This window comes from Candidatus Hydrogenedentota bacterium (assembly GCA_012730045.1).
Lineage (GTDB): Bacteria > Hydrogenedentota > Hydrogenedentia > Hydrogenedentales > CAITNO01 > JAAYBR01.
The window spans coordinates 1-23131 of the sequence record JAAYBR010000082.1 but is presented as its reverse complement, the minus strand read 5'-3'; the positions used below and the strand labels follow the sequence as shown (position 1 = coordinate 23131).

At 66.8% G+C, this 23131-nt stretch carries 15 protein-coding genes; 9 read left to right on the top strand and 6 right to left on the bottom strand.

What is annotated here, in order from left to right; translation table 11 throughout:
• Positions 1–2: 2 nt before the first annotated feature.
• Positions 3–1748, bottom strand: coding sequence for a BamA/TamA family outer membrane protein (locus tag GXY15_08240; GenBank protein NLV41205.1), 1746 nt, complete (start codon positions 1746–1748; stop codon positions 3–5).
• A gap of 184 nt (positions 1749–1932) precedes the next feature.
• The gene (locus GXY15_08235) at positions 1933–2520 is read right to left on the bottom strand and encodes a GNAT family N-acetyltransferase (protein ID NLV41204.1); all 588 of its coding nucleotides are present in this window, start codon (positions 2518–2520) and stop codon (positions 1933–1935) included.
• Between the two features lie 170 nt (positions 2521–2690).
• Between GXY15_08235 and GXY15_08230 the strand changes: the two genes are divergently transcribed.
• The 6 genes from GXY15_08230 (at position 2691) to GXY15_08205 (ending at position 8139) form a co-directional block, all read left to right on the top strand.
• Positions 2691–3644: a hypothetical protein gene (locus GXY15_08230; protein ID NLV41203.1), complete on the top strand. Its 954-nt coding sequence runs from the start codon at positions 2691–2693 to the stop codon at positions 3642–3644.
• Between the two features lie 63 nt (positions 3645–3707).
• Entirely contained in the window at positions 3708–4112 is a 405-nt protein-coding gene (locus GXY15_08225) for a hypothetical protein (protein ID NLV41202.1), read from the top strand.
• Entirely contained in the window at positions 4105–4857 is a 753-nt protein-coding gene (locus tag GXY15_08220) for a hypothetical protein (GenBank protein NLV41201.1), read from the top strand. The genes GXY15_08225 and GXY15_08220 overlap by 8 nt, the downstream gene beginning before the upstream one ends.
• A gap of 617 nt (positions 4858–5474) precedes the next feature.
• A complete protein-coding gene (locus GXY15_08215; protein ID NLV41200.1) occupies positions 5475–5900 on the top strand; it encodes a GntR family transcriptional regulator in 426 nt (141 codons plus the stop codon).
• Positions 5897–6778, top strand: a complete 882-nt coding sequence (locus tag GXY15_08210) for an ABC transporter ATP-binding protein (GenBank protein ID NLV41199.1) — start codon at positions 5897–5899, stop codon at positions 6776–6778. The genes GXY15_08215 and GXY15_08210 overlap by 4 nt, the downstream gene beginning before the upstream one ends.
• Entirely contained in the window at positions 6775–8139 is a 1365-nt protein-coding gene (locus GXY15_08205) for a hypothetical protein (protein ID NLV41198.1), read from the top strand. Before GXY15_08210 ends, GXY15_08205 begins: the two co-directional genes overlap by 4 nt.
• Before the next feature lie 3 nt (positions 8140–8142).
• Here GXY15_08205 and GXY15_08200 read toward each other — a convergent pair whose 3' ends face one another.
• From GXY15_08200 to GXY15_08185, 4 genes are all read right to left on the bottom strand, one after another.
• Positions 8143–9093: an ROK family protein gene (locus GXY15_08200; protein ID NLV41197.1), complete on the bottom strand. Its 951-nt coding sequence runs from the start codon at positions 9091–9093 to the stop codon at positions 8143–8145.
• Between the two features lie 184 nt (positions 9094–9277).
• Entirely contained in the window at positions 9278–11797 is a 2520-nt protein-coding gene (locus GXY15_08195) for a hypothetical protein (protein NLV41196.1), read from the bottom strand.
• A 75-nt stretch (positions 11798–11872) separates the two neighbouring features.
• Positions 11873–16420, bottom strand: a complete 4548-nt coding sequence (locus GXY15_08190) for a DUF5011 domain-containing protein (GenBank protein NLV41195.1) — start codon at positions 16418–16420, stop codon at positions 11873–11875.
• Positions 16421–16678: 258 nt separating this feature from the next.
• Entirely contained in the window at positions 16679–19624 is a 2946-nt protein-coding gene (locus tag GXY15_08185; GenBank protein ID NLV41194.1) for a hypothetical protein, read from the bottom strand.
• Positions 19625–19833: 209 nt separating this feature from the next.
• On the opposite strand from GXY15_08185, the gene GXY15_08180 reads away from it, so the two are divergent.
• From GXY15_08180 to GXY15_08170, 3 genes are all read left to right on the top strand, one after another.
• Entirely contained in the window at positions 19834–21675 is a 1842-nt protein-coding gene (locus GXY15_08180) for a hypothetical protein (GenBank protein NLV41193.1), read from the top strand.
• Between the two features lie 30 nt (positions 21676–21705).
• Entirely contained in the window at positions 21706–22455 is a 750-nt protein-coding gene (locus tag GXY15_08175; protein NLV41192.1) for a hypothetical protein, read from the top strand.
• On the top strand, positions 22439–23131 hold a 693-nt coding region (locus GXY15_08170; protein NLV41191.1), incomplete at its 3' end, for a hypothetical protein. The genes GXY15_08175 and GXY15_08170, both read left to right, overlap by 17 nt.

The following is a 23131-nucleotide window of genomic DNA, read 5'->3' as shown; positions in this document are numbered from 1 at the left end:
GCCTAGAACGCCTGCCCGACGCTGACATAGACCTGCACGGGGTCGTCGGTCCCGGAGCGCGGGTTCAGCGGCGTGGCGACATCGAGGCGGACGGGGCCTATGGGGGTGTAGTAGCGCAACCCCATGCCCGCGCCCCAGCGAATGTCCTCGCTAAAATCGGGAAGGGTCGAGCGGAACGCCGCGCCGCCGTCCACAAAGACGGCCAGGCCCAGGCGCTCGGTGAGCCGTCTGCGCATCTCCACGGACCCTTCCGCCAGCGACCGGCCGCCGGTGACCTCCCCACATTCCTCGGGGCCGATCTTTTCAAACCCGTAACCGCGCACGGACCCGCCGCCGCCCGCGTAGAAGCGCGTGTCGGCGGGAATGTCCTCCAGCACGTCCCCGGTGATGGAGCCCAGCCGCGCGCGCACGGCGAATACCCAGTTTTCCTCCGCATCCAGCGCCTTGTACCACGAGCCCCCGATTTCCTGGCGGGTGAAGAACACGTCCGCGTCCCCGAGATCCACGAAGGGCTCCTCAAGGACGGTAAGCAGGAACCCGGAGGCCGGGTCGAGCCGGTCATCGCGCCGGTCCAGCGTCAGCCGCCACGGGGAGGAAAGCAGCAGGAAATCCTCCTCCTGCCTCCGCTGCTCCACGGTCGCAAAGCGGAGCTTCAGCCCGCCGCTTAACCGCAGCACCTCCGAGAGGCGGCGCTCTACCGTCCCGGAAAGGGAAAGGCTCCGGCTCTCATAGGGGTCGGGGTCCAGCCGCGAGCCCTTGAAGGCCAGCGAGAGGCTCTGGTCGTCGCGCAGGAAAAAGGGGTTGTCGTAGGCCACCTCCAGCCCGGGCTCCAGCTCCGACAGTTCGCCGGACATCCGCAGCCGCCGTCCGAGCCCCGACAGGTTGCGGTGTTCCCAGAAGGCCCGCGCGCCGGGGCCGTCGTCGCTGCGGTAGTCCACGCCGAGCCCCACCGACCGGTGCTTTCGCTCCGTCAGGACCACCCGCATCGCCGCCGTCGCCGGGCCGTCTTTGCCCGGTTCCGGGGTGATCTGAATGAGGGCGAACAGCCCGCTCTCCTGGAGTCGGCGCCGCGCCTTTTCCAGTGCCGAGCGGCGGCAGACATCGCCCTCGCGCCAGGGGAGCATCCGGCGGACGGTGTCCTCGCCCACATCCGCAAGGCCCTCAATGGTTGTCGGCCCAAAGACCGCCTGCGGGCCCGGCCTCAGGGTGTAGGTGACGGCGACCGTGCGGTTCCCGCGGTCCACCACCACATCGCGGGGCAGCACCTCGCAAAAGGGGTGGCCCGCCTCCAGGAAACGCTTTTGATACCGCTCCTCCGCGTCCAGAATGGCGCGGGACAGCGCCGGATCCCCGGGGGCCAGCGCTTTGGACAGGTCCGCCCCCGGCTCTTCCTGCCGCACCGATCCGGAATCCTCCACCACCCGGCAGGAGACTTCTGAAACGGTGTACTGGGGGCCTGTGTTCAGGGAGAAGACGACCGAGCGGGCCCCCTCCTCCCCGGTGACCGCCGACGAAACGTGGGCGTCGAAATATCCGAAGGCGTGAAAATGGTCGGTAAACCGTTCCCCGTCGCGTTCCGCGCGGCGTTGGAGGAGGTTTTCTGAGGGGGGCTCCCTGTCCCGCAACTGCACGCTGTCAGAAATGTCCCGCAGTTCCCCGATCAGGTCGCGGGAGACATCGCCTTCGAAGCGCACAGAATACGATTGTTGGGCGGCGTGACCCGCACCGCACACCAGTGCAAGAAGCAAGAGCATCCCTCCCGGGGGGAGGGCGCGGCGCCGGTCAAACGGGGTCATCCCGGCTGATGTTGCATGACTCCGTGCCATGGCGGCCATTATACACGATGTTGTGGTCTACGAATAAACGCACCACGACATTTTGTTTGTCCGGGGGCGGGACAAGACCGGGTCCGATTGCCGAGTCCGGCATTCGTCAGTCTCCGCCGGCCAGGGCCCGTTCCTTGAAGCGGTAGGCCATAACGATCATGTCGTGGGTGTTCCCCTCGGGGTCAATGAGCCAGTCGGCCAGCAGGGCCTCCGCCTGGAAGCCCATGTGGCGCAAGACCTCCTGGATTTCCGGCTGGAGCCGGGGTATGTTCACAAACACAATCTGAAGGCTCTCTGTCCGGGCCAGCCCCAGCACCATGCCGGCAACCAGGCGACCCAGTCCCCTCATCCGGTATTGGCCGAGGAGGAAAATGCGCATCTCGCCGATGTGGCGTGTCCAAAGCAGCTTGTTCTGGTGAAGACTGGCAAAACCCACCATGTCCCCTGCCCCATTCCACACCAGCACGGAACGGGTGCGGCCCGCAACGACGTTTTCCGCCCAGTCCTCAATGCACTTTGCGTTGGTGAGGTCCATGCGCATGAACACCCGGTCGGCCCCCTCCAGGCCCGCGCCAAAGCGCTCCAGCAGGTCCTTTTCGCTCCCGTCCATCAGGGTGAAACGGAAGGTCTCGCCCTCCACCTCGGCGGTGCAGGGAAAAACCACGTTGTCCTTGGGTTCAATGTGGGAAATCATACGTTTTCCTCCTGTGAGCCCGGCGGACCCAGTGCCGCCGTCTGTTTTTGCTAACAGTGTCCGCGCCCCGCTTGTTCCCGTGGCATCGGGCCGGCGAGGTCCCGCCCAACCCGGTTGACAAGACCGTCCGGCTGGTATAGACTCGGCGGGTTGACACTTGGAGCAGTCACATGAGGCGGTCATCCACACTCGTCGCTGCGGTTGTTCTCTGCTCCCTGATCACGGCGGGAACTGCCCACGCCTGCTCCTGCTCGTGGGAGGGGCCTTTTCTGAAAGTGGCCCCGGGGAGCCTCCTCGTGGTCCGGGGGACGGTGATTCGGCACCACACCGATGACGCCCCCTGCATGGATTTCCTCGTGAGCGACGTGTTGCAGGGGGGGCTCCTGGATTCAGGCATGCGGATTGGCATGGGGGACGGCATGCTGTGCCGGCCCCCGCTGGAGGCGTTTCCTGCGGGGTCGGAGTGGGTGCTGGCGCTGGACGGGCCGGGGTCGAAACCCGGCAACGGCCACGCCCTCTCCCATTGCGGGGAGTACTGGCTCCGTGTGGCGGACGGGAAGGTCTCGGGCAGCATAGACGGCGGCGAGGGAGACCATCAGGAGATGTCCTGGACAACCTTTCTCAACCGTTTCCGGTACCCTGTCTTCAAGGAATCCTTTCAGGGGAGGGCGCGCCGGGGGACCGAGTACCGAAGGCCTTTCGGCGGACGGTTCGCGCTCGTGCTCTCGCCCATGGACAAGGGATGGACCATCAGGGTGCAGGAGGTGGGCCGCGAGGAGGACCTTGCCCGCCTCACCCCTCCCCTGCATTTCGTGCCCAACCCCCGGGAAATCGAGGGCTGGCAGTTTCTGGACGATCCGGCGGCCTGCCCCGACCGGCCGCACAACGCGGAGGCCGGCCCCCGCGATCCCCGCGAGTTCATTTTTTCCCCCGAGGTCGGCAAGTCCATTCAGGGGCCCGACAGCCATGTTTCGCCGACACCGGAGGACATTGAGGCGGTGCGCCGGTTCGGGCGAGGAAAGCTGTCCATGGTGAAGCATGTGCTTGCCGATGACGGCGGGGTCTGCCCCGCTCTGGAGGAGATCACGTTCACCGTGGAGCTGGAGGGGGGATACGGGAAATGAAGGGAGTGACGACAGTGCCCGGCTTCCCCGCAAGGGGGCGGGTGTTTGCGCAAAGGAAGAACCATGAATAATGCGCGCGCGGGAGAGAAGGCCGGATGGGCCCTGGGCTGGCTGGGGGCCTTTCTGTGGGTCGGCATTCTGGCGGTTGTTTTTCTTTTCATGGGGCAGCCGGCAGCCGCCGTCACGGGCATGGCGCTGTTCGTTTGCTCCCTGGTCTGCGTCCACCGGTTTTCCCCGTGGAGAAGGCCGGACACCCCCTATTGGAAACTGATGACGCCCCTGTATCTCCTCGTGGTCCTTTCCGCGGCATGGGCCTGGTTAGCGTTCGGCGGAACCTCCGCCGGGGGTATCGGCTGGTGGAGTCCCCTGTGGATGCTCCCCATGCTGACCCCGCTGGGGATTCTCGGCAGGCGCACCTGGAACACCCCCCTTGGCGGCGTGCCGCAGGAGCCGCCCAGGCATGAGTAACGTCCTTGAGCCTTGCAGTTCCCATGAAGCCCTGGCCATCGCGTTCCTGCGGGCCGGGCTGGAACGGCGTTATGCTCCGGATGCCCTCGCAGGCGTGGAGGAGTTCGCGGGCATTTCCGCCGGCACCGTGGCCGCCTTTCAGGCCTTCGTGCTGGGACGGGTCTACCCGGAGCCTGAAGAGCGCCGGAGACTCAACGAGGCCTTCGAGACGCTCCATCACCTGCTTCGCTCCCCGGGCCGCCTCCGGTCCCTGCTGTCTGTCGCGCTGTCCGCCTTCTGGCGGCTGGGCAGAAAACTACCCGCGGCGGCGCAGGCGGGCCGGCTCACACTGGACACCTTTGAGAAGGTGCGCCGTGTGGAGGAACTCGTGGCGCGGGCTTTCCAGGACGCGGACGTCCCCCCCCGCACCCCCCCGGAGGACGAAAGACTCTCCGCCGTTCTGGCACCGCTTCCGAAACAGCCCTTCCTGGAGTTGGCCGACGCGCTGACCGCCCTCCTGCGAGCGCTTTCCGATGAGAGCGTCCTGGAGGCGGGATTGGAACTCACCCGCACTCTGGAATCCGCCACCGCGAAGAGCCCCGCCAAATGGACGGCACAGGAACGCGACGGACTCCGCCTCGCCCGCGAAACGCTCGAAGAGGCCACCGCCCTCTTCTCCCTCCTGCCCCCGGACCGCCGTCCCACGCTCATCCGGGGAATCGCGCGGATCGAGGGGGAGTGGGTCAACAGCCGGATCGCCGGATAAGCGACGGCCCATGCGTCCACTCTAGGGCGCGGCAAGCGGCGCCCCTACAGGCGCATACCCAAGGCGCAGGCATGTAGGGGCGCCGCTTGCCGCGCCCTCTTCCCGGGTGCGCCGCTTGCCGCGCCCTCTTCCCGGGTGCGCCGCCTGCCGCGCCCTCTTCCCAGGTGCGCCGCCTGCCGCGCCCTCTTCCCGGGTGCGCCGCCTGCCGCGCCCTCTTCCCGGGTGCGCCGCTTGCCGCGCCCTCTTCTTTCCCGGCAGGACCGTCTCACCCGGTGGATGAGGAGCATCCCTTTCACAGACGCACACGGGGTCGCCCCAGCGGGCGGCCCCGTGCAAACGCGGTCCTGCGGTCGTTTCTCGTGTGCCCCCGCGCGGGCAAGCCCACGCGAAGAAAGGCGGCAGCAAGCTACCGCACTCCAAGGCGCTGCGCGCTGTGCGGACCCGGCGCTGAGCTGGTGGCAGACGGCCTGCCCGGGCCCTATGCGGATGTCCCGCTGGGACAACAAAGCATCCGAGGGCCGTCCATCCGCCCGCAGTCACTTCTCGCGGGGCATGTAGTGGGCTTGCCCCGAGGAAAAGGCTTGACATCGTGCTGTATATGGTGTATATAGACAGTCATGAGCCCATCCCCTTCCAAGCGGATTTCACTGCCGCCCATCACCACGGCTGCCGGGCAGCCGCCGCTGTATCAGCAGGTCATTGACGGGCTCAAGCAGGCGATCAGCGCGGGAACCCTGCCGCCGGGAAGCCCCCTTCCCTCTTTCCGCGCCCTCGCCGAAGACCTTCTTGTGAGTTTGATCACCGTCAAGCGGGCCTACGAGGACCTGGAACGCGAGGGGATCATCTACCGGAAACAGGGAATCGGCACCTTCGTCTCCGAGGATGGCGTTGAGAAAAGCCGTTCCGCCCAGCGATCGGAGGTCCAGGAACGCCTTGCCCAGGCGGTGACGGACGGCACGGCACTGGGAATGACATTGGAAGAATTGAACCGCATCGTCGCGGACATTTGGAATCGTCACCATACAAAGGAGGAGAGGAAATGACCGCCGCCACTCTGGAGTTTCGGGGAGTGCTGAAACGTTTCCCCAGGTTCACGCTTGGCCCCTTGGACCTCACCGCGCCCCCGGGGTGCATCTACGGGCTGATCGGCCCCAACGGGGCGGGAAAGAGCACCAGCATAGACCTGGTGATGGGCATGGGCGCGCTGGACGGCGGAACCATTTCCGTGTTCGGTCTCGACCACGAGCGGGACGAGGTTGCCGTGAAGCGCCGCGTTGGGTATGTCAGCCCCGAGCTTGACTACTCCCCCTGGCGGACTGTTGGCCGGCTTATCCGTTTCCTCCGCCCCCACTACCCGGCCTGGGACGACGCCTACTGCCACTCCCTGCTCAAGCGGATGCGCCTCGACACGGAGGAGCGGATCAACACCCTCTCCTTCGGGGCAAAGACCAAGCTTGCCGTGGTGATGGCCCTGGCGCACCGCCCCGACATGCTGCTGCTCGACGAGCCGCTGACCGGGCTCGACGCGGTGTCCAAAAGCGACCTCTTTCCGGAACTTCTGGAAGCGGTGCAGGACGAGCGGCGCACGGTGATCATTTCCTCCCACAGCCTCTCGGACATTGAGCGGTTCACCGACCATCTCGGCATCCTGAACCGGGGATGGATGGTGCTGGAGGGACAGACCTCCGCCCTCATTGAACGCTTCCGCATGATTCACGGGGAATGCGCCGACAGTCCGCCGCTGCGCCGGGAGGACGGGCTGTACCTTCTGCGGCACGAGGGAAACCGCTTCAAGATACTTGCGGACACGCTCAAGGACCCCGTTGCGCGCCTTCAGGCGGCCGGGTTCACCGGCCTCACCGACGCGCCGGTGACGCTTGAGGAACTCTTCGTCGCCCTCGTGAAGGAGACCGCATCATGAAATTCACCGCATTTCGGCTTATCCTGTTTGCTAGGGGGTATTTAATCATTTGCATCTTTCTCCCCATGATGTCCTACGTCTTCTCCCTGAATCTCCTCAGATCCGACCGCCCCAGCCCCCCTGTATTTTTCGCTTATATGCTCCTTGTCCTAGCGTCGTTCCTGCCACTCCTGTTGGTGTCCGTTGAGCGTCAGTTGAGCGTTCTCCACTCGCTTCCGTACTCTAAACGAAGCCTTTCGGCCACCCTGCTTCTGGCGCTCTCTGGAGTCCCCGCAGGGGTGGCGGCTCTTGTGGGCCTTTTCTCTGCTTCGGTTTTTCCGCTGATTGTGGGCCGCACAGACCTCCAGACTTCCTGGTTTTTTCTTTCCGCCGCCGGTCCCTGCGTGTTTCTGTTCGGCTCGATTCCCTTCAGTCGGCTTGTGGTGCTTGAGCTGCTGTGGCGCGCCTTTCCCCATGCGCGGCTGTCCGTCCATCAGATACTGCTCCTACAAACGCTCCTTGCGATCGCGGTGTATCTGGCCCTGCTGGTGCTGGTTCCGCAGCGGAGCATTCCCGGCGTGATGCTGGTCGCGGGCGTGCTCTTCTTTCCCCTTCTCTCCCTTCGCCCCGATGTCTACGCGTACAAACTGCGGCCCATGGACACCGCCCAGAAGCCCGATGGTGTCAAGGTGTCCGGGTTGCCCACGGTGTTTCGCAAGCCTGTGTGGTCGTCTGGCGGGATGTGGGTCATTTACATGGTTGCGGCCTTCTTGGCGGCCCACCTTCTCCCCCACAACGCAATCCGTAGAGAAGTGCTTGCCATAATTCCCTTTGCCCTTTGCGCGATGGTTGCCGGGCTTCTCGCCGAATACGCCAGGTTATACTTCCTTTCTCCCCGGGCGCAGCGCCAGCTTCCCATGAAGCGGTCCACACAGGCGTTCCGTCTCGCACTTTCCCTTTTTGCCGCACCCATCCCTCTTATCGTCTATTTCGTCGCCATCACTTACCAGGGTGTGTCCGCATTTTTTGCGCAACACGGGCTGGAAATTCCCTTCATGGTTAGAGATATGTACGGAAAGCACCCCGCTCCCAGTCCCTCCTTCTTTATTATCCCGGCAATCGCCCTGCTGTTAACGTTTCCCTTTGTGGCGGTCCGAATTTCTCCGTCCCGTAGGACAGGGATAATGGTAGTTCTTCCGTTAGTGATCTACGCTTGGTCTCTCGCTCTCGACCTGCCCGCTCACATCACCGCAATAGGTTTCGGCGGTCCTGCGGGATCACTGCTTGTTGTGGTCGCTTTCCTGCTCGCGTGGTTCCTCTTTTGGAGGATGCTTGGAAACTCCCAGTTTTACAGAAGCCGCCCGGAGACAGCAGCGAAGTAGCGGTCAGCAGGCCCCGGCCAGCAAAAGCGCCCCGACGACGACGACATCCTCTTCGAGCTGGCAGGGGGTGAGGCGGTAGCGGCCGCGGTACGGGCCGAAGGCGCGGGCGTCGAGGGCTTCGGCGAGGGGGTGCAGGAGGATGTCGCCCATGAGGGAGACGCCGCCGCCGAGGGCGATGACTTCGGGGTGGAACAGGGTGACGACGTTGGCGAGGGCGAGGGCGGCGGTCTGGGCGACGCGGCGGATTTCCTCCAGCGCGCGGGGGTCGCCCTGGCGGGCGGCGTCGGCGAGAAGGGCGCAGGTCAGCCGGGCGGGGTCGCCGCCGCAGGCTTTTCCCAGAGGCGAGGCGGGGTCCAGACCGGCCCAGCCCCGGATGCGCCGCTCGATGGACCAGCCTGAGCAGAGGTTCTCCAGTTTGTCGGCCCTGCCGGGGGCGTCGGCGGTCCAGTCGGGGACCCATGTGTGGCCGATTTCCCCCGCGCCCCGGCCCTGGCCGTCGTGGAGTTTTCCGTCCACCACGAGCGCGCCGCCGATGCCGCTGCCGATGTTCATGTAGAAGAACTGGCGGGCGCCCCTGCCCGCGCCGAGGCGGTATTCGGCCCAGCCGGCGGCGTTGGCGTCGTTTGCGACGACCACGGGAAGCGAGAAGCGCCCCTCAAGCAGGGTCTTGAGGGCGACTCCCTCCCATCCGGCGATCTGGTGGGAGACCAGCACCGCGCCGGTGGCGCTCTCGACCGGGCCGCCGAAGCCGACGCCGATGGCGGAGGCGGCCCCGTCACACTCGGCGACGAGTTCCTCCACGCGGGCCGTGACCCAGTCCAGAATGCCGGCCGCGCCCTTTTCAGGATTCACGCGGCCGCGCTCCACACGCAGGATTTTTCCCTCGGGCGTGCCGATGGCCGCTTGGAGCTTGGTGCCGCCGATCTCCACCGCGATGATGCGTTTGTCTTCCATATCGTCCAACTCCCTTCTCGACTGAAGGCCGCCGGGACGGCGGCGCTACGGCATGCGTCCTGCGTCAAGCGTCTCCGCCCTGAGGTGGCACGGGTTTCCAGCCCGTGACGGTGTCTCCCTTGGTACCAAGACCACGGGCTGGAAGCCCGTGCCACTTCACAGACGGCCTCCATTCCAAGCAGTTCTACCTCGTTACGGCGAGCGTTCCCATCAGGAATGCCACCAGAGCCTCGCGGTCCACCTCGTGGGCGCCGGGATGGACATGCAGGCCCGCTCGTCCGGGAACGCCCAAGAGTGTATAACAGCGCTGTACGTCGCGGAAAGCGACGCGCCCCAGCAGGGGCGGAAACTGGTCGCGGGGCTCCTGCTCGCCGAGCTGGCACTGGAGCGGGCGTGGGGCGATGAGGGCGTAGAGGTCGGGGAAGTCCACGAGCTCCCGCAGGCCCTCCTCCTTCCAGCAGAGGCAGTGGTTGCGCTCCATCTGGTCCATGAGCGTGAGGAATCCGCAGCTCGACACGGCGGACACCCGCGTGTCCAGCGCGCCCAGCCACATAGCCATCTCGCCGCCGAGGGACAGGCCCGCGCAGCCGATGCGCGCGGGGTTCACCGTATCCAGAGAGGCCAGGTAGTCCACACAGCGCATCAGGTCCCAGGTGCGCTGCCCCAGGAGGGTCTTAAAGGCGGCGTCCTTGTCGTGGTAGGCGATGTCCGGCGCGACGACCACCGCGCCCGCGCGGGCCAGTGCCGCCGCGAAGCCCTTGTAGATGGACTTCTCGTCGAACACATCCTCGGGCTTGGAACCGTGCCCCCCGATGCAGACCACGGCGGGGCACGAGGCGGGCCCCCCTCCGTCAGGCATGCCCACGAGGACACGTATCCGGCGTTCCGGGGCGGCCGCAAACTCCACCTCCACCACCTGGAACCCGTTTGCCTTCCGCCTGCCCCCTTCGCGGACCTTCAGCGGGGCCTTCGCCCATTGGGCGGCGCAGGCGTCCAGTCCCAACAGGGACAGGAGCGCGCCGCGCGTCTCCCGCTGCCAGCGCTCCGCCTCCTCCCCGGAGACCGCGTGGAAGCGCTGTTCCCGCCACGGTTCCGCAGGCACCGCGCCAGAAGCGGCCGCGTCCTTCGCCCGCACCTTGAGGCGCAGCGTTTCCTTCTCCTTCAGCGCGACCCGGTAGTTCAGCAGGTCCTCTCCCGACACCTCGCGCTCCGCGCCGCCGTTCTCGGAGACCAGATAGCGGCCCGACTTCTCCACGGTGAACCATTCCGGAAACTGGTTGATCCGGGGGTAGTCGAGGGGCATGCGCAGGTTGTCCCGGTGGCGCGGGATGTCAAAGCGCAGGGTGCCGTTCCAGGCCCACTGCGTGGAAAGATGCAGGCACACGCTGCCGTCTGCCTCCATGTCAGCGCCCAATGTAACGTCTTTCCTCCAAGGGGCGGCGGTGACGCCCCGGGTGAGCCAGAGCGTGTGCATCATCAGGGTGCGGGCCGAGTTGCCGTCGCCGTACCACCCCTCCGCGATGCCGTCGTGGCCCTGGAGGCCCCTCACAATGCCGAGCGAGGCGTCCACCCACGGCCAGGCGGTGGTGCAGGGAATGCGGTTTAGGAGGTTGATGGCGCCCTCCACGCTGTCGGCGTAGCCGTCGCCGCGGTACCCCTCCCAGTTGGTGCCGAGGTGGGTGTGGGCGCTGTTCAGGGCCTTCTCCACCGCCGCGCGGTACGGATCGTGCCCGTCCACCATCGCCACGGTAAGGAAGGCGTCATAGACATAGCCCCATCCGTCGGAGACGGTGTCCTTGGCCCTCTCGCCGGTCTTCGGGTTGAACCAGTTGGGCATCATGCCGTCTGGATAAGTGCCCTTCTCCAGGATCGTGTCCAGCAGCCGGTGCATGGGTTCCCGGTAGGCGGCGTGCTTGGCCGGGTCGGTCTTCCACGCGATGACATAGGCCTCCGCCAGGCCGCCGACGGCCTCGCAGCCGTGGTCGCGCAGGGGAATCTTGTCACCCTCCACGAGGGGTGCCTGAAGCAGGTAATAATCCGCGAGGCGGAAGGCCCACTCCCGGCACTGCGCGTCGCCGGTCATCCAGTAGAGGCGGCTCATCACCTGAAGGAGGTCGCCGTTGACCTCCAGGACGGGCGAGGGCAGCCGGCCGTGGGGCGTCTCAAAGACGGCGTGTTTCCAGATGTCGGCGACCATTTCCCGCGCGCGGTCGAGCCAGGGGCCCTCCCCCATCCACTCGATGACGGGCAGCAGTCCGTCCTTGGCGTATTCCGCCGCGCCGAAGATGAGGTCCTCCGTCTTGGGGGTGCCGTCCCGGAACCCCTGCCGGTCGAAGAGGTAGTCATCGGGCAGGCTGTCCAGCCGGGGACAGAGCCGGCGTTCGGCGTCAAAAACGGCGCGTGCGGCGCGGCGGATGTGGTGCTGTCCGGTCATTTCGCCGGTGAGCAGCAGAAACGGAAAATTGTCCGCCGCGCAGTCCTTGGCGTTCCAGAACCAGTCCTCCTTGAGGCGGCGCGGGAGGAGGCCGGTTTCAGGGTCGGCCTGCTGCAGCCAGCCCTCCGCATGGTCCAGACAGTAGACGATGTTTTCGTTCGCCGTAACCGCGTTCTCCGCGGCGCGCCGCCACACGGCCCCCTCTTCCGCCGCGGCGGAAACGGCCACCGCCAGCGCCAATCCCGACAACAGCATCTGCCTGCCCCGCATGGACCCTCCTTTTCTCGAAAGAACGGGCCCGGCGGACAATCCGCCGGGCCCGCAAATCAGATCATTGGACCCCGCTCAGCGGGCGCGGCCCGCCGCGCCGCGCAGCCCGCCGCCGAGCGCCAGCAGGGCGCACACGGCCAGAAGGACCGCCCAGTCGCCGCCGCCCGCCGCGGTGCCCGGCCCGCATCCGAAGAGGTTGGTGCGGCCCTTTGTGCCCGAGCCCAAGAGGCGGGCGCTGTGGAGCCCCTCCGGGTCGCCGGTGAGCTGCAGCTGGGCCTCATAGTCGCGGATCTCCGCCGGGGTGAAGGCGACGGTGATCTCCGCGCTCTGGCCGGGCTGCAGGGTGTACGCGGCCTCCCCGACCACCGTGAAGGCGCCGTCCCCCGCAATGGCCGCCTCTCCGGAAACGGGGAGGTCGCCGACATTGGTCACCACGAAGGTCCGCTCCAGCGTCTCCTCCAGCACGGCCCGGCCGAAGACCACGCCGTAGGCGATGTTTGGCGAGAATGCCAGGGTGGCGCGGCGCTCAAAGGGCGCGAAGACGGACAGCGCGGTGGCGGACCCGGTGAGGGCGTCGCCCTGGACCATGAACCCGCCGGTGTTGACGCCGCTCCAGGCGCCCTTTGCGGCGAAGAGGTTCACATCGGCGTCGCCCAGCGGCTGAATGTCCGTCGGGTGGGACAGGAACACGGGAACCCGGCCGGGCGTAAAGGAGAGGCCGTTGAGCGTGAACGAGACCGGATTGTCCGCAAGCCATGCGTTGTCCAGCTCGGCGTAGGGGATCTCCCCGCCCGCGAGCACATCCTCCCGGGAGGCGATAATGATGCTGACATCAAAGAAGAGGCCGCCCTGAACCAGCCCCTCCGGCGTGGCGGCCATCACAGGCGCCTGGTCGTAGCCGACGAGCCCCTCAATGCTGTCGGACAGCGTGAGGATGATGATCGCCTGGTACCCGCAGGGGATCGCCCCGCGCGGCACGCGGACGGTCACGGTCTGGCCGGGGTTGTCCGGATATTCCGCCGCCAGGACGATGTCGGCGGCAAGGCCAACCTCCTCCTCACAGTACGCCGAAGCCATCGCGATGACGCGGTAGTAGCCTGTGACGGCGAGGGTGTTCTCGAAGAGGTCGCCGTCCAGCGGAAGGCTCGGGAAGGGGTTGTCCAGATAGCCGTAGCGGTTGATCTGCGCCCCGATAACGCTGAACACACGCGAGGCCGTGACCACGGCGCCCGTCTCCTGCTGTGTCGCGACGGCGGCCAGTTCATACCGGCCGTTGCCCAGCGCGACGGTCACGGGATAGTCTCCCGCCGCATCGGTCGAGGCGCCGCGGGAAACGCCGTTGACGAAGTATTCGACGGAAACGGTCCCGGTGACGCAGTCGGTGGAGGAGAACACGGGGCGGGACCGGAGCGGGACGGAGGCCGTGCTGGTGACGAAGGGCGTCAGCACGTTGCCCGTCGGCCGGAGAATGTCCACATCCGTCAGGGCGCAGTAGTCCACCCCGCCCACGACCACGGTCCGGGAGGCGGACCCTGTGTTTCCTGCGGCGTCCTGGGCCGAGTAAGTGAGGACATAGGTCCCCGGCGCCGACGTGTCCACGGTTCCCCCGACCACAACGCCCGCTGTCACATCGCCGGCGCAGGCGTCCCCGGCGGTGAAGCCCGGCTCGGTGTAGGCCGCGCCCACCGCCAGGCTGAGGGGGTTGTCCCCGAGCAGCGCCACCACGGGGGCCGCCGTGTCCACCACCTGCACGGAACGGGTCTCGAGGTCGGAAAGGCCGCCGCTGTCGGCGACGGCGTAGCTAAGAACATACCATCCCGGCACGGAGACATCAACGGATCCGTCCACCGAAATGGCCGCAGTCAGGTCGCCGTCCTCGGCGTCGGAGGCCGTGGCGCCCGGATCCTGGAAGGCCGCGCCGCACTCCACGGTCATGGGATTGTCACCGTTCAAGGTGATTGCCGGCGGGGTCCCCGGGGTGACACGCACAATGCGCTCCGCCTCCGCGCTGTTCTCCGCGCCGTCAATGGAGACATAGGTCAACGGATAATCGCCGGGAAGGTCCGTGTTCACAGAACCGGTGACCGACACACCGCCGGTGATGTCCCCCGCGCAGGCATCCACGGCCGTGTAGCCGGGCTCCACCCACGGCGAACCCAGGGGCACAAGCACCAGACTCCCGCCAACCAGGCTGAGAACCGGCGGCGTGGTGTCCACCACGTTGACCGTGCGGGTCACGGTCGTGACGTTCCCCGCGTTGTCCTGGGCGGAATACTGGACCGTGACGGGGCCGACGGCGCCGAAATTCTCCAGCGCGGCGGTGCTCTCCACGGGCACTTCGCCCGAGCAGGCGTCGCTTCCGATGGTGCCGGGCTCCACAAAGGGCGTGCCGCACTCAAGCTGCATGGGATTGTCTCCCTGCAGGAAGACCATCGGCCCGACGGTGTCCACCACCTCCACGGTGCGGGACGCCTCGCTCTCATTGCCCGAGGCGTCGCTGACCGCGTAGACGACGGGGTAGGTGCCGGGCGTGGAGGCATCCACCTCTGAATACACGGAGATGGCGGCGTCCAGATTGCCCAGGCAGGCGTCCAGGGCGGTCGCGCCCGGGTCATTGAAACCGTAACCGCACTGCACCACCAGCGGATTGTCCCCCAGCAGTTCAAGCGCCGGCGCGGCCGTGTCCTGAAGAATGACCGTCCTCTCGGCCGTGGTGGTGTTCATGTCGGCGTCCGTGACGGAATAGATGACCCGATAGACGCCCGCCGCGCCGGGGTTCACGAGATTCTCCACCACAATGTACAGGGTCAGGTCGCCGTCCTCGGCGTCATCCGCCTCGGCGCCCGCATCCTCATAGGGGTCTCCGCACTCAACGGTTGCGGGGTTGTCACCCAGGATCGTGATGACGGGCGCGGAGTCCGAAACCACGTTTACCGTTCGGGTGGTCTGGGCGGGATTCCCCGCGCCGTCGGAGACGGCATAGGTGAGTTCATAGGCGCCGACCACGTTGATGTTGACAGAACCCGTGACGTTCACCTCCGCCGTCAGGTCGCCGGAGCAGAGGTCCGTCGCGGTGTATCCGGGCTCGGTGTAGGGAGTTCCCTGGGTGATTGTGACCGTGGACGGCCCCAGCAGCGCGATCACGGGGGGCGTCGTGTCCGCCACCTCGACATCCCGCGCAAGCGACGCCACATTGCCGGAGGGGTCCTCAACCGTGTAGGTCAGCAGATAGAGGCCGGGCTCGGCGGTGTTGACAGTTCCCTCCACGGTGATCGCTGCCGTGAGATTGCCCGCGCAACTGTCTGTCGCCGTGGCGCCGGGATCATTGAAGACCGCGCCGCACTCCACGGAGAGCGGATTCGCGCCGTTAAGAACAAGCAGCGGGGTCTGGCTGTCCGTAATGCTGACCGTCAGGACGGCCGTTCCGCGGTTGCCCGCGCCGTCAAACGCCTCGAAGAGCACTTCATACACGCCCACTGCCGGAGATGCGGGATTGAGCCCGCCCAAATCGGCGGCCACCGCCGGAACGGAGCCGTCGCAGGCGTCCGAGGCGGTGGCGGTGTGCAGCGTCAGGGGAACGCTGCACGTGCCGGACTGGGCCTCCCCCCCGTCCATGACGACCACAGGGGCGGTGGTGTCCACCACCTGCACCGTCCGGGTTTCCTGGGCGCTGTTGCCCGCGGTGTCCTGGGCTCTGTAATAGACCGTGTAGTCGCCCGGCACGGCGGTGTTCACGGCGCTGTTGTCCACAGTCACATCCACCGCGGAGTCCACATTGTCGGTGGCGGTCGCCCCCAGTTCAACGTAGAGCCCGCCGCATTCGACGGTCACGGGGGAACCGCCGGTGATCACGATGACCGGCGGGACCGTGTCGAGGTAGTCGAGGGGCGTCTCCACCACGGGGGAAAGGAGCTCGGGACCGCTCAGGCGGCTGAGCACGCGGCCGGAGACCATCGCATCGCCCGAAAAGTCCTCCGGCACGGCCACCGTATAGGTGAAGCTGTGCGGAAAGACCGAAACGGCGGACAGCCAGACAAACTCCAAGGGTCCGGACGCGCCGGGATCGGGCTCCACGCCGCCGGCGTCGGCAACGCCCGTCGCGGAGACGAAGGTCCAACCGGCGGGGCACTCTTCAACCACGGCCAGCGCGGTGACCGGCTCGAGGCAGAAACTGTTGACCGTGACCGTGAACGTCACTTCCGCGCCGGGCACATATCCGGCCAGTGAGGCGGAGCGGGCCATGAAGAGGCAGTTAATCTCGTTTGGGTTGGTGATGACATCCGGAGACTCCTGTGGTCCTGCTTCCGTTGCGTAAACGACCCTCCCGAAAAGGACGGCGCCTGCCAACGCCTGCGGAACCCGCAGATGGTATTCAACCGCCAGAGGGGACGACAGGTCGGGCACATTCTCCCAAAGCAGTTGCAGGACGCCCTGCCCTATGCTGGCCACAGGCATTGGATTTCCATAGGTGCCATCGTACACCCATCCATCCGGAAGATACTCGACTACCGACAAGGCTGTCACGAAGGGGGCAATGTCCGACGCGGCGACAATGTTCAGGGAGACCACGAACCCCAATATTCCCGGGGACACCTCCCCCAGACTGGCAACGCTTCGGGTCATATCCACCGTTCCGGGCTCGGTCATGGCGGAGGCAAACCCACCGCATATCAAGCATGCAGAAAACACGATTCCCGACATTTTCATACATCCACCCTTTTGTTCCGGCGACACATCCCCGCGCTGAGAACTCCGTACACCAGCCACGCACTTGAATTATAGAACGCATCTGGACAGGGGTCAAGCCTTCGGCAGTTTTTCCAGGTCCCGGTCAACACTGTCAACAGTATTGCACTGAGTCCACAAATCCCTTTCTGGATGTCACCTCACAAATATCCACCGTCCGGCCGTGTCCGGCCCTGCCACGATTTCCAGGAGTCCCGCCGCCAGCGACACAGGAACAGGCGCTCCTTTGCTTCCCGGAACGCTTCCCTGGCAGAACGCCTCCCCGGTCAAGCCGAGGGCCGGTGAAACCGGGATGCGCAGCTGTCCGGCGCCGTGGAAGAACACCACCAGTTTCGCCCCGCCCTGAACACGCCGGCTTTCGGGAACGGGCGCCCAGGCGACCAGGGGCATGGGGTTTTCCGCAAAGGGGGTCTTCACACCGTCAAGGGTGATCTCCCGGCAGTCCATGCCGGCGAAGGCCTCCGGCAAGCCGCCCTCCCCGGCGCGCCACAGGACCGCCATCCTGCCGTCATAGGAAACCTTCTGCCCGTTGACCTGAAAATCCTCCAGATGCACCCGGTCCGGCGGCATCACCACGCGCTTCATGATCTCCGCGTCCTGCTCCGCGTTCCGGGCAAACCCGCCCGGCCAGTCCTCCAGCACCGAGGTCAGATGCGGGGCGACGCCCACCGCGCCGTTTGGAAAGCGGCAGACCAGATGCGGGCCCGTCCGGGAAAGGTGGTCTGGGTTGTCGTTGACTTCCGGGAACGCGCCGGACGGCGGGTAGGCGCCCAGCCGGTCCAGAATCTCGAACCACGTCCGCGTCTCATAGCCCAGGGAGGCCGCCTGGTCGTCCCGCGGCCGGAACCCCAGGAAGCCGAGCATCCCGCCGGAAGGCAGCCGCCGGAGGGTGCCCGCGCAGTACGCGCCGACATGGGCCACCGCCTCCACCCCCTCCGCCGTGGCGGCGGGATAGACGCGGTCCACAAGGAAATGCGTGAGGACCGGCATGTCGGGCACCCCCTCCAGGGCGCCGGAGAAAGTGGCCACCCGGCCGGGGAGCATAAGCCCCCCCGCGTTCTCCGGGGCCACCTGCGCGCCGAAGAGGCCCTGCCAGGCCGCGAGTGCGGGGTTTCCGTCCGCGTCCAGCAGCGGCGGCGGCCCGGACCAGAGCACACGCCCGCCCTGGTCCGCGAGGGCGGACATCATCTCCAGCAGCCGGGGCGCGGGAAAGGGCTCGAAGAGCGTGCAGAGGGTCGTGAAGCGGCGTCCCCCGAGCACAATCGCGCCGTTCTCCACGCGCCCCATCTCCAGGAGCTTCGCCTGGGTCACATAGTTCGCGTAGCCGTACTGGGTCATCCAGCTCCCGAACCGCTCGCTCGCCGCCACCAGGTCCAGGGGGTACAGCATCAGCACGGACGTGTCGCGGTGCTCCATGTCGGCCACCATGGAGTAGAAATCGGGCCCGCCCGTCCCGGTGACGCTGACGAGGGCGTTCCGGTGGGCGCTCACCGGTCCGGGCATCCCCCAGTGGGCACAGTACGAGTGGGGCACCTCGTTGAGGATGCCGGTGGAACAGGCCAGGGCCAGGGCGTAGTAGTCGCGGTCCATCCACCCGCCCTCCGGGTGGTCGTTTCCGTTGCCCGTGAGGTAGTCGCCCCAGCGGAAATAGTCGTGGCAGGCCGAGGCCGCCTGATGGACCGTGCAGGACCAGACAAAATTCGGGGTGTATTCGTACTGCGCCTGCTGGTGGGGCAGCCGCCCGGTGTCCCACCGGTCAATGGTGGGGCTCTCCGCCCAGGTGGCGTGGGCGCGCGTCTCAAGGCGGCGCCCCATGCGCCCTTCCAGATGCGCCTTTGCGGCGGTGAACAGCTCCACCACGCCGTCCTGCAGGAGACGGTAGTACCGCGACCGCAGCAGGGCGGTCCGGGCGATGTCCTCGGGCGACGCGCCGAAAACGTGCATCCGGTCCGCCTTCGCCCACAGGTCGTTCGCCGTGTCGTCCTGCCCCTGGACGAAATAGACCAGCCACTTCGCAAAGTCGGCGTACTCCGCGCCATACAGCTCCGCGTAGCGGCGCGCGAGGCCGGGGCTGACATAGCGCAGGGCAAACTCCCCGTTGTCGTGGTGGCCAAAATAACCCCAGTCCTGCTGGATGTGCATCTCGTCGCTGTACAGCCCGTTGAGGCGCACGCCCGCGTCGGCGTAGCGGTCCCCCAGCGATTTCAGGTACGGCAGGGCGTTCTCGCTGAAGTAGTCCATCTCGGGGGTGTGGTACTGCTGGACCACGAGCACCCGGTCCCGGCCGTCGCCGTTCCCCGTTCCATGCACGCGGACCCGCACGGCCTGGTAGTCGCCCCGGCCCTCCACGAGGTCCTCGAACACCTCCACATTCGCGGTTTCCGTGATCTCCACGATGTCCGCAGGGTCCACCGCACTGTACTGCGTGCCGCCGATTTCCTTTTCGCGGAACGCGAACACGCGGACCCCGGCGTCTTTCACATCCAGCGGGCCCTTGTTGTTTGCCCAGCGGCGCTGGCGCCAGAGCTGGACGCTGTACGCGCCGCTCTTCGGGTCGCGCAGGCCCTTGCGGTAGTGCATCCACACCCCCTGCTCCCCCGTCTGCTCCGTGTAGCCGGGGCCGATCTCCAGCGGGGACAGCAGGCTCAGTTCCAGCCCGAGGCCGTAGCCCGCAGCGAAGCTGCTGATCGCGGCGATGCGGTCAATGTACCCCTGCTTGTCCGGCGTGAGGGCGCGCGGCTTGCCCTTCTGGCCCTCCCGGTACTGCGAGAAGAAATGGTCAAAGGCGAGGATCAGGGTGCGGGCACCGGCGGCCTGGGCGTGCTCGCAGACCTGGCGGAGGCTCTCCTCGCGCTTGTCAAAGGTGAGGCTGAGGTCCACCGCCTTGTCCGGATCCGACAGCGCCTCCAGCTGCTCGTCGCTCACGAGGATGATGTGGTCCTTGGGCAGCCCGAAAGACCACGGCCCGGGATAGGCGATCATCTCCCCCTGGAAAACATCCCACTGCGGTGCCGCCGCGTCCTGCGCCGCCGCCGCGCCCATAATCATCACGACCGCCCAAGCCTGAAACGCACGCCGCATGCGAACACCCTTTCCTGGTTGTCCGGCCCGGGGCCGGTCCGGCGATGATACCCGACCGGGAACCGCCCTTCAAGGCGCTCCTCTTCCCCGTCCGCTTCCCGCAGAAAATACGCGCGAAGATTGCTTGCCGCGCGTGAGTTCGGCGAATATAATATGAGATTCGGTTTCGGTGCGTTTTTTCACGCGACTGTGCAAGGAGGCGTTTGGCTATGCGACATGGGGCGAGCCTGCTGGCCTCGTTGGAGGGCATGAGCCGCACGGCGTACAACATCGCCGTGGAGCTGTCCAACAACAGCCGCTCCGGACTCACCACGCGCTTTCTCGCGAAGAAACTCGAGGTGCCCGCGGAGGAGATCGAGTACCTTCTCGACGTTAACCACCGCCTCTTCTTCACGGACCTCACGAAGATCAAGCTGGTGCCGGAGGGGTACGGCGCGGTGCGGCGGATCCGGGAGGGTCTTAACAACCACGGGGACATCCCGTCGCTCTGCGCGCGGGTGAAGGCCCTGGGCACCTTCGAGTTCCAGATGCTGGAGGAGCGCCTGGGCTCGGAGAACCCGCTCACGAAGAAGGCGGCCATAGACATCCTTCTGGAAAAGTGCTACCACCATCCCGACTCGCTCCAGGACCATGTTGCGACGGAGCTGTTCTCGGAGACGGCGCGGGAGGTCTTTGACATCCTGTGGCAGAGCAAGAACGGGGTGCTGGCGGTGTCGCAGGTGCACGCGCTGCACGGGGGGAACGAGTACGCGGTGGAGCAGGCGCTGCTGGAGCTGATCCAGGGATTCGCCTGCGCCGAGATGTTCCGCTTCGACGCGGAGGACCGGCTGGTGCGGGTGGTGGGGCTGCTGTCGGAGGTGCGGCAGCACCTCCAGTCCTGCGGCCGCCGCCAGCGCGAGAAGAACCGGCTGCGGCCGCTGCGCGCCGAGGTGGAGTCCCCCGAATACCGCGGGGTCTCCCTCACGGACACCCTCTCCCGCCTGGTGGCCGCGGTCGCCGCGCAGCCGGCGCGGCTGCGCAGCGACGGGGAACTGTTCCGGGAGGACCTTCGAAGGCTCGGGCCGCTGTGCGGCGGCGAGGACAATGAGCCCTCGCTGAGCACCTGCCTCTGGATTGCGACAACGGGCCTGCAATGGCTGGCCTATGTGGACCAGGACCTGGTGGTCCGCGACATCGGCGAGCTGCTCCCGCAGCGGCGGCTGGAGCGCCACAGGACCGTGTGCGAGCAGACCATCCGGTTCATGGACTACACGGCGCAGTGCAAGACCCTGGCGGAACTTGCCGCCGAGATGGAGGACGGCGCCTGGTACAACGCGATGGACCTCGTGGAGAACGCGTTCCGCCGCGACGCGCAGACCTCCCGCCCCGTGCTGAAGCTGGTCAACGGGGCGCACGAGTACGTTGACCCCGCCACCTCGGCCCGCTCCGAGAGCAAGCTGGCGCGCGCCCTCGAGGAGCTGTTTTTCTGGCTGGGGCTGGTGGAGCGGGGCGTGTGCGACGGCAACTCGGCGGTCCGCGTGACGCCGCTGGGCCGCTCGATCCTCCAGGGCACGCCGCTTTCGCGCCTGGAGAAAATCCACCCGGACCCCGCCAGCGAGATCGTGGTCCAGCCCAATTTCGACATCATGGTGCCGATCCAGGACATGGACCCCCTGCTCACGGTGCCGCTCGAGCAGTTTGCGAAACAGGTCAGCACGGGGCAGGTGTCGGTGTACCGGGTTTCCCGGGAGAGCTACCTTCAGGCCGTGCAGAACGGGCACAACCCGGTGACCTTCACTGATTTTCTGCTGCGGCACAACCGCGGGGGCCTTCTTCCGGACAATGTGCGGACCACACTGGAGGACTGGCGCGGGGGCATCAAGAAGGTGCGCGTGCGCACCCTTCACGTCATTGAGGCGGACGACCCGATGACGCTGCTCGATCTGGCCCACCGCAAGCGGGTCGCCCCGATCATTGAGCAGGTTGACCCGCACCGGGTTGTGCAGTTCAAGGGGTTGTCGCGGAAGGAGCTCGCGCGGCTGCTCGAGAAAGAAGGATTTGTGGTGGAATAGGCCCCCGGCGGCCGTCCCGGTCAGGAAGAGATGTCCCCCATTCAGCAGACACAGCAGGATATCGAGAGCAACAAGCGCACCGTTGCGGTGTATGCCGCAGGCACGGCCGCCGTGCTGACTGTGTTCCGCCTCAACCGTGCGGCGGCCACCGCGCTCTTGGAGCGCGCGCCGGAGTGGGGGGCTCTTCTTAACCTTCACCTGTTTGTCTCCCTGCTGGCCGTCACGCTGGCCCTGTCCGCCCTGCAGGCCCTGTGCTTCGCTCGCATGGGCGCCCACCTTGACTATCCGATCTGGCGCCGCGCCGCGCCCCGCACCGCGCTGCGGGAGTTCCTCCCGGTGTGGTTCGTGATTAATCTCGGCGTCACCACCCTGATGTCCGTGGCGGGTTCCGTGGCGCTGTCCAGTCCCGCCCCGACGGCGGGGTTTCTCCTGCTGGTGTCCTGCGCCGCCCTGTGCGCCGCGACGCCCGCCGGGGCCGCGGTCATGTTCCACGCGCAGTCCGGCCCCGCAGCGCCGCGCGACGCCGCCGTCTGCCTGCTCCGCAATTTGCCGGCGCTGGCCCCCGCCCTGCTGCTGGGACTCATGCAGGTTGTCTGCGGCGACCTCTTTCAGGCGGCCTTCCCGTCATCCTCATTCCTGGACATCGCCCTGCTGGGCCTGTGCGACCTTCCCCTGGCCCTGATGGAATGCGCAATCTTGGCGATTTCCTGGAGGGTCTGCATGGCGGACCGCGACCGCGCGCAAGCCGAGGAGAACGCCCTTGATGACGACGACTATTAGAATTGCCGCCACGGCCCTGCTGGTCTGCGGCGCGGCGCACGCCGTTCCGCTCACCCCCGAAACGCTGGAGGCGTGCCTCCCGCGCGGGCTCCTTTCCGCGACCATGGTGCTGGACGTCCGGGTGGCGTACATGAACCATCCCCTCGCGGGCATCGCGCCCGCCCTCCCCGCCGAGGGCGCCTCCCTCCAGATACTGCCCTATGAGGCGCGGCTGTCGGTGCTGAAGAGCTTTCCCGGCGGCGGGCCCATGGAAATGCGGCTTCAGGGCCTGACCGACGCATGCTGGATGCCCGGTGTGGAAACCCGCGCGCTCCTTCTTGTCGCGCCCTCCGAGGGACGGCTGGCACCTGCGGGAACCTTCCCCACGGTCGGTTTCTACCCGGCCTCTGACGGCAAGGCGGAGTTTCCCCCCTTCTCCGGCAACCGGGTGCCCGTGGTCGCCCTCATGACCCTGCTGCACAACTTCCTGGTGGCGAAAACACCGGCCGTGCCGGCGGATTCCCCGGCACCCCTCGAGTTCACGCTCAAAGACACGGACCCGTCGGTGCGGGTGGCGGCGGCGGCCCTGTTCTCCCTTGTGGACCCGGCACAGGTTCCCGCCGGGGCGCTTCTTGACACTCTTGAGTCGGCGCGCGCCGCCGCCCTGGCCGCCGAAGCCAGTCCGTCGCCTTCGCTG

Coding starts and splice junctions, on each gene's coding strand:
- GXY15_08225 (NLV41202.1), top strand. CDS start 3,708: ATGAATAATGCGCGCGCGGGAGAGAAGGCCGGATGGGCCCTGGGCTGG.
- GXY15_08200 (NLV41197.1), bottom strand. CDS start 9,093: ATGGAAGACAAACGCATCATCGCGGTGGAGATCGGCGGCACCAAGCTC.
- GXY15_08175 (NLV41192.1), top strand. CDS start 21,706: ATGTCCCCCATTCAGCAGACACAGCAGGATATCGAGAGCAACAAGCGC.
- GXY15_08215 (NLV41200.1), top strand. CDS start 5,475: ATGAGCCCATCCCCTTCCAAGCGGATTTCACTGCCGCCCATCACCACG.
- GXY15_08220 (NLV41201.1), top strand. CDS start 4,105: ATGAGTAACGTCCTTGAGCCTTGCAGTTCCCATGAAGCCCTGGCCATC.
- GXY15_08235 (NLV41204.1), bottom strand. CDS start 2,520: ATGATTTCCCACATTGAACCCAAGGACAACGTGGTTTTTCCCTGCACC.
- GXY15_08210 (NLV41199.1), top strand. CDS start 5,897: ATGACCGCCGCCACTCTGGAGTTTCGGGGAGTGCTGAAACGTTTCCCC.
- GXY15_08195 (NLV41196.1), bottom strand. CDS start 11,797: ATGCGGGGCAGGCAGATGCTGTTGTCGGGATTGGCGCTGGCGGTGGCC.
- GXY15_08230 (NLV41203.1), top strand. CDS start 2,691: ATGAGGCGGTCATCCACACTCGTCGCTGCGGTTGTTCTCTGCTCCCTG.
- GXY15_08205 (NLV41198.1), top strand. CDS start 6,775: ATGAAATTCACCGCATTTCGGCTTATCCTGTTTGCTAGGGGGTATTTA.
- GXY15_08185 (NLV41194.1), bottom strand. CDS start 19,624: ATGCGGCGTGCGTTTCAGGCTTGGGCGGTCGTGATGATTATGGGCGCG.
- GXY15_08180 (NLV41193.1), top strand. CDS start 19,834: ATGCGACATGGGGCGAGCCTGCTGGCCTCGTTGGAGGGCATGAGCCGC.
- GXY15_08190 (NLV41195.1), bottom strand. CDS start 16,420: ATGACCCGAAGCGTTGCCAGTCTGGGGGAGGTGTCCCCGGGAATATTG.